At 37.0% G+C, this 20064-nt stretch carries 12 protein-coding genes; 4 read left to right on the forward strand and 8 right to left on the reverse strand.

The genetic code is table 11. From position 1 onward, the window contains the following. Positions 1-11: 11 nt before the first annotated feature. Positions 12-842, reverse strand: coding sequence for a CPBP family intramembrane glutamic endopeptidase (locus ODE14_RS08620; RefSeq protein ID WP_263603748.1), 831 nt, complete (start codon positions 840-842; stop codon positions 12-14). A gap of 174 nt (positions 843-1016) precedes the next feature. Between ODE14_RS08620 and ODE14_RS08625 the strand changes: the two genes are divergently transcribed. After that, complete coding sequence (locus ODE14_RS08625; protein WP_263603749.1) at positions 1017-2612, forward strand: peptide chain release factor 3; 1596 nt, start codon at positions 1017-1019, stop codon at positions 2610-2612. A 229-nt stretch (positions 2613-2841) separates the two neighbouring features. Then, on the forward strand, positions 2842-3762 hold the full coding sequence (locus ODE14_RS08630) for a DUF4349 domain-containing protein (RefSeq protein WP_263603750.1): 921 nt from the start codon (positions 2842-2844) through the stop codon (positions 3760-3762). Positions 3763-4001: 239 nt separating this feature from the next. Here ODE14_RS08630 and ODE14_RS08635 read toward each other — a convergent pair whose 3' ends face one another. Beyond that, positions 4002-5141, reverse strand: a complete 1140-nt coding sequence (locus ODE14_RS08635; RefSeq protein WP_072885762.1) for an acyl-CoA dehydrogenase — start codon at positions 5139-5141, stop codon at positions 4002-4004. Between the two features lie 277 nt (positions 5142-5418). Here ODE14_RS08635 and ODE14_RS08640 point away from each other — a divergent pair, with 277 nt between their 5' ends. Next, complete coding sequence (locus tag ODE14_RS08640) at positions 5419-7197, forward strand: AMP-dependent synthetase/ligase (RefSeq protein WP_263603751.1); 1779 nt, start codon at positions 5419-5421, stop codon at positions 7195-7197. Positions 7198-7226: 29 nt separating this feature from the next. Here ODE14_RS08640 and ODE14_RS08645 read toward each other — a convergent pair whose 3' ends face one another. The 3 genes from ODE14_RS08645 to ODE14_RS08655 all read right to left on the reverse strand — a co-directional run bounded on the left by ODE14_RS08645 (position 7227) and on the right by ODE14_RS08655 (position 10723). Continuing rightward, the gene (locus ODE14_RS08645; RefSeq protein ID WP_263603752.1) at positions 7227-8078 is read right to left on the reverse strand and encodes a GLPGLI family protein; all 852 of its coding nucleotides are present in this window, start codon (positions 8076-8078) and stop codon (positions 7227-7229) included. Positions 8079-8845: 767 nt separating this feature from the next. Further along, positions 8846-9622 (reverse strand): zinc ribbon domain-containing protein, encoded by a 777-nt coding sequence (locus ODE14_RS08650; protein ID WP_263603753.1) that lies wholly within the window; start codon positions 9620-9622, stop codon positions 8846-8848. Positions 9623-9625: 3 nt separating this feature from the next. Next, a complete protein-coding gene (locus tag ODE14_RS08655; RefSeq protein WP_263603754.1) occupies positions 9626-10723 on the reverse strand; it encodes a Nif3-like dinuclear metal center hexameric protein in 1098 nt (365 codons plus the stop codon). A 62-nt stretch (positions 10724-10785) separates the two neighbouring features. Here ODE14_RS08655 and ODE14_RS08660 point away from each other — a divergent pair, with 62 nt between their 5' ends. Beyond that, on the forward strand, positions 10786-11613 hold the full coding sequence (locus ODE14_RS08660) for an ion transporter (RefSeq protein WP_263603755.1): 828 nt from the start codon (positions 10786-10788) through the stop codon (positions 11611-11613). A 275-nt stretch (positions 11614-11888) separates the two neighbouring features. Here the strand turns inward: ODE14_RS08660 and ODE14_RS08665 are convergent, their stop codons facing one another. The 3 genes from ODE14_RS08665 to ODE14_RS08675 all read right to left on the reverse strand — a co-directional run bounded on the left by ODE14_RS08665 (position 11889) and on the right by ODE14_RS08675 (position 19889). Beyond that, positions 11889-13862, reverse strand: a complete 1974-nt coding sequence (locus ODE14_RS08665; RefSeq protein WP_263603756.1) for a T9SS type A sorting domain-containing protein — start codon at positions 13860-13862, stop codon at positions 11889-11891. Positions 13863-14179: 317 nt separating this feature from the next. Beyond that, positions 14180-16081 carry a T9SS-dependent choice-of-anchor J family protein gene (locus ODE14_RS08670; protein WP_263603757.1) on the reverse strand — a complete coding sequence of 634 codons (1902 nt, stop codon included), beginning with the start codon at positions 16079-16081 and terminating at the stop codon, positions 14180-14182. A 289-nt stretch (positions 16082-16370) separates the two neighbouring features. After that, complete coding sequence (locus ODE14_RS08675; protein WP_263603758.1) at positions 16371-19889, reverse strand: fibronectin type III domain-containing protein; 3519 nt, start codon at positions 19887-19889, stop codon at positions 16371-16373. Positions 19890-20064: the final 175 nt, after the last annotated feature.

Genomic DNA, 20064 nt, shown 5'->3' on the forward strand with positions numbered 1-20064 from the left:
GCAATTTGTAATTAAATTTCAGAATAATGTACTTTATATTTTCTTGTAAAAAGATAATAAAAGACTGAAAAAAGTATAATACCAACGGCAAGTATTACCCATTCCTGGATTTTAAAAGCGTCTGCAAAACTTTCATTTTTCGTGTAAACAATCAATATGGTGGAACACAAATTATTGAAGCCATGCAGCAACATCGGCAACAATAAAGATTTTGTTTTGTAGTATACCAAACCAAGAACGCACCCCAATAAAACCGCTCCCACAAACTGCCACGGATTTCCATGAACCAGACCGAAAATCACGGACGCCATGAGAATCGCATTTACAGGTTTTACGCCTTTATTAATCATCCCTTTCTGGATAATCCCACGGAAAACAATCTCTTCAAAAACAGGTGCACATATCACTGCAGTAATGATCATCACTACCGGATCATCGGTAAGCTGCTCCATCAATCTTTCGAAAAATTCATAATATTTCCCGAAAAAAGGTCCTGTTGTAGGTATTTGTGAGGTGATAAATTCCGCGATGAGCATCATCCCGAACATCATAGGAAAAATCAATAAATAGGTGTAAAAATTGGTGGGTGAAAAATTGAAGTTCAGTTTTTTTCCGGTGCTTGGTCTTACGATAAAAAAATCAAAAAAAGCGATAGCGGTAAGAAATCCGGCGGCATTGGAAAGCATAAAGTACCAATCTTTATACTGAAGGTTTTCTTTGAAAGCAAACATCCAGAAGATATTAAAAAATGATAAGGCCATGGTTCCGACTATGAGCCCGGCCAGTAAGACAAGTCCGCCCAACCATGTAAATGTAAATTTCGGATACCTGCTGTTTTCCATACTTTATACTCAGATTTATCGGGCAAAGATAAAAGTTTTTGAGAAGTTTCTTTATTGTTTGAATAATGAAGTAAGAAAAACATCTGCATTTTTTTGAGGTACAGATCTCTTCCTGAAGGAAATCATTTTCAGATTCCATTAAAAATTACGATTTTTGCAACTTCAAAATACGATATGTCAGACTTAATCAAAGAAATAGAGAAAAGAAAAACTTTCGGGATTATTTCTCACCCCGATGCCGGAAAGACGACGCTCACGGAAAAGCTGCTTCTTTTCGGAGGGGCCATCCAGGAAGCGGGAGCGGTAAAATCCAATAAAATAAAAAAAGGAGCCACTTCCGACTTTATGGAAATTGAAAGACAGAGAGGGATTTCCGTAGCAACTTCCGTACTTGCTTTTGAATACAGAGATCATAAAATCAATATCCTGGATACTCCGGGACACAAGGATTTTGCGGAAGATACCTACAGAACACTGACTGCCGTAGATTCTGTAATCGTTGTCATAGACGTGGCAAAAGGGGTTGAGGAACAAACTGAAAAGCTTGTACAGGTATGCAGAATGCGAAATATCCCGATGCTGGTATTTATCAATAAACTTGACCGTGAGGGTAAGGATGCTTTTGATCTCCTGGATGAGGTTGAACAGAAATTAGGTTTAACGGTTGTTCCGCTTTCATTACCGATTGGCATGGGAAGTGATTTCCAAGGGATCTACAACATCTGGGAAAACAACATCCAACTGTTTTTGGAGGAGAAAAAGCAGAAGGTTGGAGAAGCCATTAAGTTTGATGACATTAATGATTCTGCCATTGATGAATTAATCGGTGAAAAAGCGGCAGCTACGCTTCGTGAAGAGCTTGATCTCGTACAGTCGGTATATCCTGAATTCAGCCGTGAAGATTATATGAAAGGTGATCTTCAGCCTGTTTTCTTCGGATCGGCTTTGAATAATTTCGGAGTGCGCGAATTGCTGGATGCCTTTATCGATATTGCACCGATGCCCCAGCCAAAGGAAAGTGATACGCGTCTGGTAAAACCTGAAGAAAATCAGTTTACCGGCTTTGTTTTCAAAATCCATGCGAATATGGATCCGAAACACAGGGACCGCTTGGCTTTCGTAAAAATTGTTTCCGGAACGTTTAAAAGAAACGAAAATTATCTATTGGTAAGAGAGGGTAAAAAAATGAAGTTCTCTTCACCCAATGCATTCTTTGCAGATAAAAAAGAAGTCGTGGAAGAGAGTTTCCCGGGAGATATCGTAGGGCTTCATGACACAGGAAGTTTCAGGATCGGTGATACGTTGACCGGAGGTGAAAAACTGAACTTCAAAGGAATTCCGAATTTCTCGCCTGAACATTTCAGATATATCAATAATAATGATCCGCTGAAGGCAAAACAATTGGCAAAAGGGATCGATCAGCTAATGGACGAGGGAGTTGCACAGCTGTTTACGCTGGAAATGAACGGCAGAAAAATCATCGGAACAGTGGGAGCTCTTCAGTACGAGGTAATCCAGTACCGTCTGGAACATGAATATGGTGCAAAATGTACCTACGAGCCGCTTTCCATGCACAAAGCGTGTTGGGTTGAAGCCGATGAAAAGTCTGAAGAATTTAAAGAATTTGCGAGATTAAAGCAACGGTTTTTAGCAAGAGACAAATACAACCAACTGGTATTTCTTGCTGATTCTTCTTTTACCATCCATATGACGCAGGAAAAATTCCCGAACGTGAAACTGCATTTCATCAGTGAATTTAAGAATGCTTAATGAGAAATATTAATTCAGATATTTAATCCGCGGAATTTTCTGCGGATTTTTTTATTTTTTATTGAACTATATTCAATATTCATTTGAAAAACAGATTGTATAATCGTTAATTTTATTTTACAAAACCATAAAAATCAAACCTTTATCAATTTACATCTTCAAAACAAACCTTTTACAATCTTTACAACAATTCCACTCCTAATTTTACTTCATCGAAAAAATTAATCGTATGAAAAAATTCATTTTACTTGTTGCCGTATCGGGAACATTCATCATGTGTAAAAAGGGAGAAGCTGCAAAATCGCAGCTGGAAAATACCATCAGTTCGGCCGACAGTACCATTGCTGATGCCTCGGAAAAAATCATTACCATCAATGATCAGGCAAATGCTGCTTTAGACTCTGCGAATGTTAAAATCAAAGAATTTGAAGACATTAAAAATGCGGTAAAAGATAAAATAGAAAGTACTTCCAAAATAGTAGATTCTCTTTCCGAAAAAATATCATCCATAAAACTGGAATCTAAGAAGGAAAAGAAAGATTCGGCAAAGAAAGAAAATAAAATTGTAGTAAATGTTCCTGCCCCGAAAATTATTAAGGAAACAAAAATCGTTTATAAAAATTCTCCGAAGAAAGAAAATCCTGAATTGATTAAGCAGAATAGATTCATCAAAAAAGGAATAGTGGAACTTAGCGTAAATGATGCTGAAACTGCAAAAGAAATTGTAAAGGATGAAGTTGCCAAATACAACGGCTTTATAAGAAGTGAAAGTGTTTCCCTTCAAAATAGTGATAAAAAAACCGCCTATCTGAAAGTGAAAGTTCCTGTTCAGAAATTTGATTATCTTATGTCTGACCTCAACTACAATTTGGGAACGGTGGAAAACATGAACATTGAAACTTCCGGTCATCATATTATTGAAAACACAATGTGTGAAATCGACATTACCCTTTACGGGCAGCAGGGAAATATCGCGGATGATAAAAACCCTGAAACATTGGGAGCACAGTCCTTTGCTGCTATATCTTCGGGCTGGAATGTCATCACTTCTATTTTTCTGTTTATTCTTCCGCTTTGGCCGTTATTTGTGATTGCAGGAATCGGATATTATTTTTATAAAAAAAGAAAGACTACGGATAAAAATCTTTAAGAAAGAATATTCCGATACATTTTAATAATATTTTAATCAGAATCACGTTATTCCGGAAAACGATATTCCTAATTTTACTTCACTGATTGTTAATTTACATTTATCATTTAACTTAAGCTAAAAAAATCAATCAAAACAATAGTTAGAACAATATATTATTAATATTTTGTGGTTCGTGTGAAAGTAAAAAGGCTCCCATTTCTGAGAGCCTTTTACTATTTCATTTTTATAGTAAGCAATTACTTTGCAATGCTTCTTGAGATAACGATTTTCTGGATTTCAGAAGTTCCTTCATAGATCTGTGTGATCTTTGCATCTCTCATCATTCTTTCCACGTGGTATTCTTTTACATATCCGTATCCACCGTGAATTTGTACTGCTTCAATTGTTGTATCCATTGCTACCTGAGAGGCATATAATTTTGCCATCGCACCGCTTTCTGAAATATCCTTTCCAGCATCTTTTTCTACTGCAGCTTTGAAACAAAGCATTCTTGCCGCCGTGATTTGGGTCGCCATATCTGCCAGTTTAAATGCAATCGCCTGGTGGTTGATGATTTCGGTTTTAAAAGCTTTTCTTGTTTTAGCATATTTTAATGCCAGTTCGTAAGCTCCTGAAGCAATACCTAATGCCTGAGAAGCAATCCCGATTCTGCCTCCGTTCAGAACAGCCATCGCAAAATTGAACCCGAAACCGTCTTCTCCGATTCTGTTTTCTTTCGGCACCTTTACATTGTTGAAGATCAAAGAATGCGTATCGCTTCCTCTGATTCCCAGTTTGTCTTCTTTAGGCCCGATTTCAAATCCTTCCCATCCTCTTTCAACGATGAAAGCATTGATTCCTTTATGTTTTTTCTCAGGATCCGTTTGTGCAATTACAATATAATAGCTTGCTGTACCACCGTTGGTGATCCAGTTTTTAATTCCGTTCAGCAAATAATAATCTCCTTTATCTTCTGCAGTGGTTTTTTGTGAAGTTGCATCAGAACCTGCTTCCGGCTCAGACAATGCAAATGCTCCGATTACCTGTCCGCTTGCAAGAGGTGTTAAATATTTTACTTTCTGTTCTTCAGAAGCAAATTTTTCAAGTCCGGCACATACCAAAGAATTGTTTACAGACATTACCACAGCTGCAGAAGCATCTATTTTTGCAATCTCTTCCATGGCCAAAACGTAAGAAACACTGTCCATCCCTGCACCGCCGTATTTAGGATCTACCATCATTCCCAAAAGTCCCATTTCACCCATTTTTTTTACCTGTTCTGCAGGAAACTTCTGATCGCGGTCTCTTTCGATTACCTCAGGTAATAGTTCGTTTTGTGCAAAATCCCTTGCTGCCTGCTGAATCATCAGCTGTTCTTCCGATAAATTAAAGTCCATAAAAATTGAATAATTAGATGGACGCTAATTTACACTTTTTGATCAAATCTGAAAATAGAATTAAAACTTAAGTCTTACATTCTGAAAATCAGGAATTAAACAAATATTAAAAAACAAATAAATTGATTAAAACATTATTAATTTTTTTAATTAAAAAGTACAACAATTAATACATAATACGCCATATTCTTCAGTAATTGTAAATTTCCGAATGTGGTATTGCCAATTAAAAAAAATGCTTATATTTAAAATCCTTTAACTAATTACTTTTACCATCATGACTATAAAAAGATTATTCGATATTCCCCATTATGCTTTAGAGACCTACCCGAAAACAGATATGTTTGTAACAAAATATCAGGGGGAATGGAAGAAAACGTCTACTCAGGAATTTATCAATGAAGGCAATAAAATCTCACGCGGACTTTTAAAACTCGGGATAAAACCTGGGGACAAAATCGCGCTGATTACCACCAATTCCCGCACAGAGTGGGCCATAATGGATCTTGGGCTCTCTCAGATCGGGGTGGTTTCCGTACCGGTATATCCGAGTATTTCGCCGGAAGATTACGAGTTTATCTTCAACAATGCCGAGATCAAATATTGCTTTTTATCTGATAAAGATCTTTTAAATAAAGTAATGAAGGTAAAGCACAATATCCCTTCACTGCAGGGAATTTTCACCTTCGAGAATATCAGCGGAGCTGCCAACTGGAAAGAAGTGCTGGATCTTGGAGAAGACGATTCTACACAGATTGAAGTAGAAGATCTTTCCAATACGATCAATCCGGAAGATCTGGCCACCATTATTTATACTTCCGGAACTACGGGAAAGCCCAAAGGAGTTATGCTGACTCACCATAACATTGTGTCCAACGTATTAGGATCAATTCCGAGAATTCCTAAAAAGAAAAACCTGGATTATAAAGATACGAGAGTATTAAGCTTTCTGCCTATCTGCCATATTTTCGAGAGGATGCTTTTTTACCTGTTCCAATATAATGGTTTTTCCATTTATTTTGCGGAAAGCATTGAGAAGATGGGAGAAAATGTAAAAGAAGTGAAACCTCATTACATGAGCGTTGTTCCAAGGCTTGTGGAAAAGGTATATGATAAAATTTATGCTACCGGATCTTCAGCAGGAGGTCTTAAGCAGAAGATATTTTTCTGGGCACTGAATCTGATTTCTAAAAAGAAAACAGTCTCCAAACCTTCCGGATTACAGGAAATCATTGCAGATAAACTGGTTTTCAAAAAATGGCGTGAAGGATTGGGCGGCGAAATTATCACACTGGTTTCTGGCTCTGCAGCCCTTTCCACAAGACTGAACCTGATGTTTCAGAATGCCGGAATTCCTATTCTTGAAGGCTATGGTCTTACGGAAACCTCACCGGTTATTTCCGTGAATGCTTTTGGGAAAATGAAAATAGGAACTGTGGGACTTCCTTTGGATAATGTTCAGGTAAAAATTCAGGAAGATGGAGAAATTACCGTAAAAGGGCCATCTATTTTTAAAGGTTATTTTAAAAATGAAGAAATGACAAAAGAAGTTTTTACCGAAGACGGATTTTTTAAAACAGGAGATATCGGGCACGTTGATAGTGATGGCTTTCTTCAGATTACAGACCGTAAAAAAGAAATGTTTAAAACTTCCGGCGGAAAGTATATTGCTCCCCAAACCATTGAAAATCTTGCCAAAGCCTCTAAGTTTATCGAGCAGATTATGGTTGTTGGCGATGGTGAAAAGATGCCGACTGCACTTATACAACCGGATTTTGAATTTGCCAAAAGCTGGGCTCAGAGAAACAACCTGAGTATCGGTTCTACACCAAAAGAAATTGCCAACAGCAAGGAACTCAAAGAAAGAATAGAAAAAGAAATCGAAAGTACGAACGAACACCTCGGAAACTGGGAAAAAATCAAGAAAATTGAATTGACACCGGAAGTCTGGAGTATTGATACCGGCCTTTTAACACCTACTTTAAAGCTGAAAAGAAAGGCGATTAAAGAAAAGTTTATTGATCTGTACAATAAAATGTATGAACATCATGAATAAATTGCAACCGCTTCTTTGAGGCGGTTTTTTTACTCGCTTTGTTCAAGCGGATTTTTGTATTTTTCATTTTCCTCCCTTGCTTTTTCTCTTTGCTTTATCATTTCCTGCCCTTGTATAATCGTTGTTCCGTAGCTTGCCAGTACAGCGGCAGCATTAGCATCTGCATTTCTTTGTGCCTGTTTTAATTTAGCCTGCGTTGTTTCTATAGCTCCGGTATATCTGCTTTCTTTTATGTTGATGAACTTGCCTTTCAATTGAGAGACAGACAAGGATTTTACCAGTTCAAAATCATAATCCTCTTTCTCGTCTGTTATTTTGATGATTAATCCCGGTAAACCGCTAAATTTCATAGGACCATACGGTAGCGGAATTTCCGGAGCATACCATGCGATCCAGTTTCTTCCTTTAAATCTGACCTCTGCTTTTTTACAGGTAATGGTGTTGATTACTCTGGTTTCATCTGCAAGTTTCCAGTTGGCTATTACAGGTTGTTTGTAGGTAAATAATGACATTGCTGCGGAATCAAAAAACTGTACATTTTCATTGGTTTGGATGATAGTAAAGTTGAAATTTGTTTTTGGAATAACCGCCTCATCCTTGTAGCTAAGAGTTATGCTGCCATCATAATTTTTTGTAGTAACTCTTGAATTTTCCATTACCGAATCTCCTTTCAATGATACAGCACTTGCAAAAAATGCACATCTGTTTCCTACCTGTAAGGTGAATAATTCTTTATATCTATTGTCTGTTCGTTTATCGAACTTAGCTCTTAATCGATAAGTAAATTCACCTCTTAAACTGTCATTTTTGTATGATTGGGTATAATATAGTACACTGTATAATAATATTAAAAATTGAAATATTTTTCTATGGTAATTCATGAGAGGTATGATTAATCTATAAATACACTTATAGTAGAATAATTCCCACTATAAGTGCTTAATTTGTTTTAATTAAGATTAGATGCTAAATGTTGAGCATCAGACCCGGAATAAGTAGGAGTCTTACAGTAATTTTTTTCAATTTCATCAACTCAAGCATTTGCTTGTTCAGCGGTCCAATCTTGGGTAGTCGTTGCTGTAAAGCCACATTTGGTAACTGCAATCCAAACCTGTCCTGCCTTTACTGTCTTAAGGTCTTCACGGGTTAATTTTTAAATTTTTTCATTTCTTAAATAATTTTTTTTCACCTACTTATTTTGCTAAAATTTCTACAGTGAAACTTCGGCTTTCCTTTCGGAGACAGGTTTTCGGTTTAGTCCTGCCCTTCCGTTGCAACATATTTTAATAATGAATCAACAATGAATATTAATCCAATACCTTTCATTTATTTAACAACTTGAGAAGATAAGCGATTGTGTTTTTCAGGAGTAAATATAAAAAGAAATCAAATGCTAAAAACAATAATTCTTTGTGATGAGAATTATATTCGTGACTTTATAATTTTTTAACTTTATTTATTCATTTAGAATTCATTATGAATGTAAATTGTCATTCAGAGCAGAACGTAGTATAGTGTGGAATTTCAGTTTTTCAACGTGTTCTATAACTTCTTGACCAAAGATTGCTTCGTCGCGATGCTTCTCGCAATAACACAAAAAAGCTGCCTCATATGAGACAGCTTTTATATTTTTTAAAATGGTGACTAATTAAAACTTAATCACCGATTTCATTTTTTCGTTTTCTTCCATTACCAATTCGTCATCCACAAGGATTTTTCCTGAATGCTCATCAATAATGATTTTCTTTCTCTGAGCGATTTCCATCTGCTTTTGAGGCGGAATAGTAAAGAATGAACCTTTTGGTGCCCCTCTTTCCAAACCTACTACTGCAAGTCCGTTCGGAGAATTGGTTCTGATTCTGTTGTAAGAAGCCAGCAATCTTTCATCGATTTTTGCAGCAAATTCTTTAGACTGCTCAATCAGATATTCTTCTTCTTTCTGGGTTTCAGAGATCAAACCTTCCAATTCTTCTTTTTTGAACTTCAGGTGGTTTTTAAGATCATCGATTTTTGCGTTAAGCTCATCCAGCGTTTCGTTTTTGTGGCTGATTTTAGCACCGAATTCTTTGATTCTTTTTTCAGCAAGCTGAATTTCAAGCTCCTGATATTCAACCTCTTTACTTAATGCTTCAAACTCTTTATTGTTCCTTACATTATCCTGCTGAGATTTGTATTTTTCAATTAAAGTTTTTGCATGGTTAATTACTTCATGCTTGGTTTTGATCTGATCGTCCTGATCTTTGATATCCGCATGAAATTTTTCAGCTCTTTTTTCAAGACCTTCGATTTCAATCTCAAGATCCTCTACTTCGATTGGCAATTCTCCTCTTGTATTTCGGATTTCGTCCAATCTGGAATCAATGATCTGCAAATCGTATAAAGCTCTTAACTTCTCTTCAACTGAAATATCGTTGGTTTTTGCCATATTTTAAATGAAATAATTTACCGGGTTCGTTTTCTCAATAGATTTTGAGATTGCAAATGTACTAAATTTTTGTGACAAAATTTCAAATAATTGTTGAGTAACAAATTGTTCTGATTCGAAATGACCAATATCACAAATCATCATTTTAGATTCGGCAAGGAAAAAATCATGGTATTTTACATCTCCCGTGAGATAAGCATCACATTTTTTGGAGATTGCAGACTTGATACCGCTTGCTCCGGAGCCTCCCAGAACACCTACTCTTTTAATCTTTTTCCTGGTAAAATCGGAATGTCTGATCACTTCAAGATTAAATTTTTCTTTAACAAATTTCAGAAAATCCTGCTCTTCCATCGGCTCTTCAAAATCTCCGTACATACCAAGACCAGTGTAATGATTTGTATTATCAAGGCTGTAAATCTGATGTGCTACTTCTTCATAAGGATGTGCCGATTTCATTGCTGCGACTACCTGCCCCTGTTTGTACTCTTCAAAAATAACGGAAATCATGTCTTCATTTGCATTCTCCCGAATTCCCAACTGTCCTGAAAATGGATCTGAGCCTTCTTTAGGGCGAAAAGTTCCGTTTCCGTTTATGCTGAAACTGCACTCATCATAAAAACCGATACTGCCCGCTCCCGCTTCGAAAAGCGCTTCTCTTACCTTTTCAGAGTATTCTTTCGGAACAAAAACGGTGAGTTGCTTCAGATCATTTTTTTTAGGCTGAAGAATTTTCAGGTTTTTAAGTCCGAGCTGCTGACAGATTCCTGCATTAACCCCAAAAAAATCATTATCGAAGGCGGTGTGAATGGCGTAAATTGCTATTTTATTTTCAATTGCCTTGATCACCGCTTTTTCAACGTAATTTTTTCCCGTTAATGATTTTAAGCCTGAAAAAATAATCGGATGAAAGCATACAATAAGATTGCAGTTTTTAAAGATTGCTTCATCTACAACATTTTCAAGGGCATCATGACAGATCAATATCCCGCTAACATCACGATCCCATGAACCACAGAGTAACCCGACATTATCAAAATCTTCCGCCTGCTGGAGGGGAATACGCTTTTCTATCTTTGAAACGACCTCTCTAATTTTCATTTTATTCTGTATGTTTGTTACGAAAGTAAGGATAATTTGTTATATTTAAAAAAAGGTTAAAAATGGAAAGAGAACATAATCTTGTTCCGGAAGATGCGTGGTGGAAACGATATCTTTACAGAATTATTTACCGTTCTGATACAAAGCTCGGAAAGCTGTTTGATATTATCCTGTTGTTGCTCATTCTGATCAGTACCGCTATCATTATGATGGAAAGCATCCCTAAACTTGATAAGCGTTACCATTATACCTTTATTGTTCTGGAATGGATTATTTCCATCTTTTTTTCAATAGAATACGTTTCAAGAATTACGGTTGTAAAAAACAAACGTCGTTATATTTTCAGCTTTTTCGGAATTATTGATTTTTTAGCATTGATTCCTTTTTATCTGAGCTTTTTCTTTCCGGTTACAAAATACTTCCTCATTTTCAGAATGCTCAGAATGCTGAGGGTTTTCAGAGTATTCAACCTCCTGGATTTTATGAATGACGGATTTGTTATTGTAAGAGCATTAAAGAACAGCTCAAGAAAAATCTATATTTTCCTGCTATTCCTGATTATCTTTTCAGTAATTGTCGGTTCTATGATGTTTATGGTGGAAGGCGGAAGGCCGGGGTTCGAAACAATTCCGCAATCGATTTACTGGGCGGTGGTTACGGTAACTACCGTTGGCTATGGTGATGTTTCTCCGATTACTCCTATGGGAAAGTTTTTTGCAGTTATTCTTATGCTTGCCGGTTATTCCATCATTGCTGTCCCTACAGGAATTGTAACGGCGGAAATGCGGAACAAGAGGCAAAATCTTGAAAAAGTATGCGACCGGTGCGGAAATGAGGATATTGATGATGATGCAAGGTACTGCAAACAATGTGGCAAGAAATTAGCTTAGTGTAAAATATTATAATATCTATTAACTAAATACCAACATCATGGAGCCAAAAAAGAAAAATAAGCCAAATACTTTAGTAGTTATACTGTTTTCTTTGATTGTATTAATGGTCATTATTTATTTCATTCTCGTCACCTTCTTTCCGGCGATTTTTGAGAGCCTTAATACCGGTGATCTACAGCCTGTTCCTGAAAACAGATAAATTATTAAAATTTAGCGCAAAATAAAAAAGGCGATCTGTGTGAGATCGCCTTTCTTGTATTATGATTGTATTGTTATTTTTTTATGGTTTTAATTGTTTGCTTAGAACCATCTTTCATAATAAGTGTCAATAAATACATCCCCTGTCTTAATTCACCCAAATGAATTGAAGTTCCAGGGTTATCAATCACTTTTATCAATCTTCCGGAAAGATCGGAAACTGAAATTGATTTTACATTGGCAGCATCGGAAATATTTATCAGATCTGTAAACGGATTAGGATATACTTTGATATTTTTCTTTTCCGGCTTCACATCAGAAGTTCCCAGTACACCCTTGGTAATATTAATAGTAAAAGCACCTTCCGGTTCATCAGACCATCCACTATAGTATCCAACATTTACATAATACGTATTTCCTGAAAGTGTTGGGATTGAAAGTGTTTCGCTAACTCCCGTTCCTCCTGAATCTTCAGAATCTTCACATGACAAAGCAGAGCAGGTTCCGCTGTAAACTCCGATTTTAGGATCAAAATCACTTCCTGCAGGCATCGTAACTGTAATATTAAATGTATCTCCGTCTCCTACGAAAGTAAACCATGTACCGTCATTCATTCCGTTATTGGTACAGGCAGTAACCATACCGCCGTTATTTGTAGCCGCTTCTCCATCGTTCTGTACGAAAGTATATGGGAATGTAGTGGCTACAAGAGCTCCGCTGCATTCATCATTTGCAGGTGGCGGCGGGAACGTTCCTACACAAACATCAAAACTCTGATTGCTTCCCGTACCATAATAGCTGTATACTCTTACCAGATATGTTTCACCCACAGTAAGACCTGTGACAGTTCCCGAAGCTGGATCTGAGCAATAGATACTGGACAATGCTCCACATCCGCCACTGAATACCTGGAAATAAGTATCGGTATCATTCGGTTCGGTTCCTACCGACTGAATATTTAAAAGAGAGATTTTATGAGAGGTAGCTGTTGCCACGAATTTAAACCATACATCATCATCAGGGTTCCCATAGCATGGATCAGGTATCATTCCAGAATCGGTAGCACCAATGGTATAACCCGGAGTTACAGTACCACAGTTAAGATCCGGATTCACCGTTAATGTAACCGCAGTAGCACATTCATCATTGGTAGGCGGCGGCGGTGCTGTTGTAAACATTATTTCCGAGCAGCCGGAAGATTCTCCTCCAGACCCTACAGCCACAACCTTCAAATAAAGTGTTGTATTGGGTGCGAATGGTGCTGCCGGTGTAAAGCTGTTTGTAGTTACAGCCACCTGGTTGGCTATGTCAGTTCCTCCGGAAGTTGTTCCGATAGAAACTTTATATCCTGTCGCTCCTGAAGAGTTAACCCAAGTAATTGTTGAACCTAGAGGAACAAAAGTTGAATTATTTGACGGATAAGAGACTACCGGGCAAAGAGGGATCGGATTAGCGGTAAGGCCTTCAAAAGTAGTAACGGATTTATAATTTTTCAGATCACCTGAAGAAGGCGGCGAAGCAGGATCCGGGTCGTTATAATCATTTTTATAATTAAGTGTGGAATTTGCTGCTGCCGGATAAACATACATTACTTCATCATAATCATTACTATCATAGCCTGAAGAATTCTCTTCAGCTGCTACAACAAGATTAGCAATATTGTCGTATGCGAAGGGTGCAGAGAAAGTAATTTCAACAACACCATTATTGTTGGTAACAGTTCCTGAAAAAACCTGTGTCAGCTGGGAAAGAGGAATCCAGTCAGAATCCGATGCAAATGTCGTTTTTGAAGTCTGCCCCAGATAGACTACCCATTCTGATGAGCTTGCAATAGACATGGAAGGATCCAGATAAAATTTTAATCCCGTAATGTTTCCTGCAGCATTAGCATTGATTTCCTGTTTTGTAAAAATCTGCTGTGTGTAAGAATAACCATAATATGTACTTATCGGGGCTGTCCCGACATTCGTACTTCCTGCACCCAAAGTTATTTGTGCATTAAGCATCATACTTAAAAACAATAAGCATGAAAGTAGAAATTTTGTCATAAATTTATTTTTGCTGATTAATACACTAATTTATGAATAATACCGTGATTTCTTCATAATAAATACCACTTTTTTTTAATAATTTTAATAAACTTAAAAATAAGAATATATATAAATAAAATTTTACATTTTAATTATCCGCATAAAATAGCATTTATTCTATTAAAATCTAATTTTAAAATCAAAATTTAGTACCTTTTTTACAATACAAAAAGACAGAATTCACGCTATTAATTCACATTATTTAGAATTAATATCAATCCTAAAAAAATAGCGGCCGATACCAGCCGCTAACTTATCTTAATAAGATTAAAAAATTATTTTTTAATTGCCTTGATAGTTTGTTTAGAACCATCTTTCATTTCTAATGTAACTAGATACATTCCTTGTTTTAAGTCTCCTAAATGAAGTTCTTTACCAGGATTTGCAATAGTTTTCAACACCCTTCCTGAAACATCTGTTATCAAAACATTTTTCATATCAGAAGCATCAGAGATATTTAACACTTCGGAGAATGGGTTTGGATATATCTTAATGTTATTTTTAGCAATATCATTTATTTCAGATGTAGCTAATACTGCCGTAGCGGTGATATTAATATCATCAAGATATAAGTTAAACTGATCTGCTGCCGAATATGCATTAAATCCAAAATAATAAGTTCCGGAAGTTGTTGGCGTGAAATTAACAGATGCTGAATGAGAAACTTTATCATTAATTGATGGATAATCTGCTAAAACATTAGTCATAGCCGCAACCGCTGCAGAATTTCCGTATGCTACTTTTAATTTTTCCGTGTAGGTTGTGCTATTATTACCATATTTATAAGTAATTGTATACTGAGTACCTCCTGTAAGATTAATACCTTGGGTAAAGAACCATGCGTTAGCTGCTGAAAAACTATCGTATCCATATTGTAATACTTTTGTCGTGAAGCCCGGACAATCAGTTGGTGCGGATGCAGTAACCCAGTTATTACCCGTGCCCGCATTTATAGCTAAACTACAGTTAGGTAGAGATGGTGTAGTTAAACCTTCGAAGTCTAGAGTATACGGAACAGAAGCAACAGCTGAACATAATGTTGTAAAGTTTCTTTCTGTACAACTTAAAGAATTAGAGGTTGAAGAGTAAGAATTTAGTTTATAATAGTATTTTGTACCTGACATTAATGCAGAAGCAAATGTATAAGAAGTTACATTTCCTACATCAAGATTATTCAGTATATCAGTACCTCCAGACGTAGTTCCTACCGATAATTTATACCCAGTAGCGCCGGACAAAGCCGTCCAAGTAATGGTAGGTGTTACACTAATACCTGTTGCGCCTGCTGCAGGAGCCGTTACAGTTGGACAAGGTATAACTAAGGTTGTGAAACTTGTCTCCGTGCATCCTGTTGCCAACCCAAAGCTATTCTTAGGTATTATGGTAATATAATACATTGTTGAATAAGCCAATGTAGCAGCAGGAACCGTATACGATGTAGTATTACCCACATCCATTCCTGCCATCACCTGAGTACCACCTGGAGTTGTACCCATATTAATAACATAGCTGGAAGCACCTGCCGCAGCAGGCCAAGTGATTGTTGGAGTTAAAGAAATACCGGTAGCAGCATTTGCAGGGCTTGAGATTGCAACACAATTGGGAGCTGTAGTAGCAGCTTGCGAAAGCACTACATTATCAAATCCCATGTAAAAATCTCCATTCGTAGCGCTGGTACTTTTAAGCCTGAATTTAAAATTCGCACCTGCCGGTATGGTACCTGCGGGTATAGTTCCGGAAACCGTTGTACATGGTATTGGAGTAGCATTAGGACTATTTAGAGTAACAGGTGTTAGCAAATTATTCCATGTTGTTCCACCGTCTACTGAATAATCAGCCGCTACACTCCCATTAATATCACCTGTGGTAGAATAACCTTTCGCCAGGTATTTGAAAGAATAGTTCAGAGCAGTTGCATTCGAAGCTGTAGAAGAATAGGTCATATACCAACTTGTGTAAGTTGTGCCGTAAATGTTTTTATAAACAGCATTAGTTCCAGCACAAGCTGTTCCTGCTAAAGTCCCGTAGCCAGAAGGAGCAGATGAAAATCCTGAACCTGTTATTGTACTTATCCACCCAGTAGGCAATGTACTACCTTCAAAACTTTCCGATACTGTAATTTGTGCTGAAGCTCCTATCCCAAAAGCCATCATACATACTAATAGAATTTTTTTCATACTTGTTTGAATTAAAATTAGGTGGTAAAAATATCAATTTATACAATATCAAACAAAAATATAATCAAATTATCAACAAAATCAGCTAGAAAATCATACAATATTTAAAAAAAACAAACATTTATTTAACTTTTATCAAAAATATTTAAAAATAAAATTATTTAAACTTGTTGATTTACAATTAATTACGAAAAACAATTTAACATAATCAAATCCCAACCTTTTCATTTAACATAAAAAAAAAGTAGCGGCCGTTTTGACCGCTACATAATATAAGTAATTAAAAATACTATTTTTTAATCGCTTTGATTGTTTGTCTGGAACCATCTTTCATTTCCAGAGTCACCAAATACATTCCTTGTTTTAGTTCTCCCAAATGAAGTTCTTTACCAGGATTTGCGATTGTTTTTATCAATCTTCCGGCAATATCCGTTACCAGAACATTTTTCACATTTGAAGCATCAGAGATATTCAACACTTCAGTGAAAGGGTTTGGATATAATTTAATTCCAGTATTAGCATTAGCCTTAACATCGTTTGCAGCAAGTACATTATTTACCTCTACTACAAAATTATCAATATAGAAGTTATAGTCTTCAGTATCATCTACCGTACCATCATTTCCATAGAATGCGAATATTGTATTGGCACCTGTATAACCAGTTAAATCCAAAGAAAATGTGTTCGATGTATTGGAAGGAGCATTAGCTGCATTCCAGGTCTGAAGAACTGTCCAGGTATTTCCTCCGTCCTGTGATACCACAAACTGAACGACATCATCAGAACCCATTGCAGAAGCCGCAGTACCTGAATATGTTGTTACAGCATAATCAAATTTCACTCTGTATCCTCCCGCTGATAAATTTAAAGGAGCCATTTTTAACCATCCGGCTCTGTTCACAGAATACAAATTCATTCTCATTGATCCGGTACCTGAATTAGTAACAGGAGAATTTAACCAGTTGTTCTGTATCCAATAAGCCGTTGTTCCTGTTGGTGCACTACCTGTAGGAGAACCTCCTGAAACATTTGAAGTACAAGCTCCAGCTGTTGAAGCAAAATCATTTGTATAAGTTGGCACTACTGAAGCACATGGTGTACTAAAGGTCAGAACATTAGACCAGCTGCTCATATCCGCTGAAGAACATTTCGATCTTACCCAAACATAATAGGTTGTCGCAGGTGAAAGCGTATTCAAAGACTGAGAAGTTCCTGTGATTCCTGAAACAGTAGGAACTGTTGTAGATACAGGGGCAGTATTTGTTGTGCTGTAATAGATTTCATAACCATTTGCCGGCGCAGGAGCAGGGGCAGTCCATGCAACATCAGCAGATGTAGCCGTGATATTAGAAGATACTAAAGCAGTAGGCTCAAAACAAGTAGGAGTAACATCAATATTGATATCATCTACATAAATTCTATTCATATTAGCTGCAGAATACGCATTGAATCCAAAGTAATATGTGCCTGTTGAAGCAGGAGTAAAATCAACAAAATCACTTGTAATTACACCTCCCGTAATAACCGGATAATCTTTTAAAAGATTTGTCATCCCTACAGCGGTAGCTGAAGTACCATAAGAAATTTTCATTTTTTCAGGATACTGTGTTGTTCCTGTAGCATTAGAATATTTATACTTAATTCTATAGCTCACGCCCGCTGTAAGATTAATTCCCTGAGTAAAGAACCAGGTATTTGCAGCATTAGAAGTGTTATAAGTATAGTTTAAAACATTCCCGGTAAATCCTGTAGCCGTGGATGTATTCCACACATTCCCTGATCCTGAATTTACAGCTGATGTACAAACCGGTAAAGCAGGTGTGGTAACACTGTCAAAATTTAATGTATAAGGTACATTAACAGAAGTACATGCAGTAGTAAATGTAGCAGCAGTAGTCCAAACACTCTTATCAGCAGTACTGCACACAGAACGAACCCAAACATAATAAGTTGTAGAACTTGTTAAGCCTGATAAAGGCGCAGAAGTAGTAGCGCTTGTACCAGATGCTGTAGTTGAAGCTGTTGGCGCCGTGTTTGTCGTACTGTAATAAAACTCATAGCCATTGCCCGGAGCTGATAAAGGAGCTGTCCATGCAACAGTTGCATTATTTGCACCAATAGCTGAAACCGTAACCGCTGAAGGCTCTACACATGAAGGCATTAATTCATACACAACATCATCAATCAGAATACTGTACCCTGATGGTCCGATATGCTTAAATGCCATTGTGGTAACACCCGCAGGAGCAGTAATATTATTAATTGTATAATTATCTACAACCGTTGCACTATTCGCAGTATAGGTAGTACCTAAAGACACGAATGTAGAGGCGTCGGAAGGATTGGTAAGATATCCTACATCTATTTTATCTCCGGCTGTAAAATTTCCTCTCATTTTAAATCTCAAACGATAAGTCCCCAACTGAAGTGTACTTACCGGCGGCATAGAAACTACCGCAGGAGAAGAAACTGAACTGGTATAAATATACATATTATTCGGAGCACTCATTGCGGTGCTTGCCTGAGTATAAGCACTACCGTTTGCGCCTACTTTAGCCCAGCAATTCGGCCATGAACCCGCTGTAACAGTATCAAAGTTTTCAGAAAAAGCTGTTACCGGAGTACATACAGTTGTAAAGTTTCTTTCCGTACATCCGGATGAAGTGGCAAGTGCAGAATAAGCATTTACCGTATAATAATACTTTGTACTGTTCATTAAAGCTGAACCGAAGGTATATGATGTTACATTCCCCAGATCAACATTATTTAAAACATCCGTTCCGCCGGCAGTTGTTCCTACAGATATTTTATATCCTGTAGCTCCCGTTGAAGCCGTCCAGGTAATGGTTGGCGTTACAGAAAGACCTACTGCAGCAGCTGCAGGAGCTGTAACAGCCGGACAGGAAATATTAGCAGTTGTAAAAGTTCTTTCCGAACAGGCAGCAGAAGGAATGGCACCGTTGTAAGAGCTTACCGTATAATAATATTGTGTATTAAACTGCAAAGCAGATGCAAAAGTGTACGTGGTAACATTCCCCAGATCAACATTGTTGACTACATCAGTTCCTCCTGAAGTAGTTCCTACAGAAAGTCTGTATCCTGTAGCTCCACTCACTGCATTCCAGTTGATAGCAGGAAGCACGGAAACACCTGTAGCCGCAGCTGTCGGAGCTGTAACCGAAGGACATGCAGGTACAGGGTTAGGAGCAAGACCTAACAAAGTAACTACAGACTGCGTTGCAGATCTTGTCCCGGTCTGAGTAATAGAGGCAGGATTCGGGTTGGTAGTGTCATTTCTGTAATACAACGTTTTGTTTGTCCCGCTACTATAGGTATAGAAAACTTCACCTCCGTTATCACCGGCTTTATTTTCATCAACCGCAATCACAAGGTTGTTTACGTTATCGTAAGCAAAAGGCGATGAAAGTGTGATTTCCACAATACCCGCATTATTGGTTACTGTTCCGCTGTAAACCTGTGTCATTGCACTGGTAGGAATCCAGTCGGTAGTTGAGGAAAAAGAAGTTTTTGTAGTCTGTCCCAAATAAACAACCACATCATTTGAGTTGGTAAGACTGGCAGAAGCACTTAAATAAAATCGTAATCCTGTAATATTCCCTGCTCCGGCAGCATTGATATCGCTTTTAAGCAAAATCTGCTGGGCATAGCTGTACCCGTAGTAAGTACTCCATGGGACGGTGGCCACGGTTGTGGAGGCACCACCCGATGTCGTTCCAGACCCTAAGGTAATCTGAGCCGACATTAATGTACCCAAAAATAAGAGGTACGTAAGTAAATGTTTTTTCATACTTAGTTAATTAAAATTAGGTGGTAAAAATATTAATTTAATTATATATTATCAAATATTATAATGAAATTTTTAATAAAATTTATATATCAACTAAGATAATTCAATAAAACTAAACAAATATTTGATTTTTGACAATTTATCCCTAATTGTTGATATATTTATATAATTGATT

The sequence above is a fragment of the Chryseobacterium sp. PET-29 genome, from assembly GCF_025736815.1.
Lineage (GTDB): Bacteria > Bacteroidota > Bacteroidia > Flavobacteriales > Weeksellaceae > Chryseobacterium > Chryseobacterium nepalense.

Bases quoted from the DNA above. Each gene is read 5' to 3' on its own strand.
- ODE14_RS08650 (WP_263603753.1), bottom strand. From the start codon at position 9,622: ATGGCAAAAACCAACGATATTTCAGTTGAAGAGAAGTTAAGAGCTTTA.
- ODE14_RS08625 (WP_263603749.1), top strand. From the start codon at position 1,017: ATGTCAGACTTAATCAAAGAAATAGAGAAAAGAAAAACTTTCGGGATT.
- ODE14_RS08660 (WP_263603755.1), top strand. From the start codon at position 10,786: ATGGAAAGAGAACATAATCTTGTTCCGGAAGATGCGTGGTGGAAACGA.
- ODE14_RS08655 (WP_263603754.1), bottom strand. From the start codon at position 10,723: ATGAAAATTAGAGAGGTCGTTTCAAAGATAGAAAAGCGTATTCCCCTC.
- ODE14_RS08675 (WP_263603758.1), bottom strand. From the start codon at position 19,889: ATGAAAAAACATTTACTTACGTACCTCTTATTTTTGGGTACATTAATG.
- ODE14_RS08620 (WP_263603748.1), bottom strand. From the start codon at position 842: ATGGAAAACAGCAGGTATCCGAAATTTACATTTACATGGTTGGGCGGA.
- ODE14_RS08640 (WP_263603751.1), top strand. From the start codon at position 5,419: ATGACTATAAAAAGATTATTCGATATTCCCCATTATGCTTTAGAGACC.
- ODE14_RS08665 (WP_263603756.1), bottom strand. From the start codon at position 13,862: ATGACAAAATTTCTACTTTCATGCTTATTGTTTTTAAGTATGATGCTT.
- ODE14_RS08635 (WP_072885762.1), bottom strand. From the start codon at position 5,141: ATGGACTTTAATTTATCGGAAGAACAGCTGATGATTCAGCAGGCAGCA.
- ODE14_RS08630 (WP_263603750.1), top strand. From the start codon at position 2,842: ATGAAAAAATTCATTTTACTTGTTGCCGTATCGGGAACATTCATCATG.
- ODE14_RS08670 (WP_263603757.1), bottom strand. From the start codon at position 16,081: ATGAAAAAAATTCTATTAGTATGTATGATGGCTTTTGGGATAGGAGCT.
- ODE14_RS08645 (WP_263603752.1), bottom strand. From the start codon at position 8,078: ATGAATTACCATAGAAAAATATTTCAATTTTTAATATTATTATACAGT.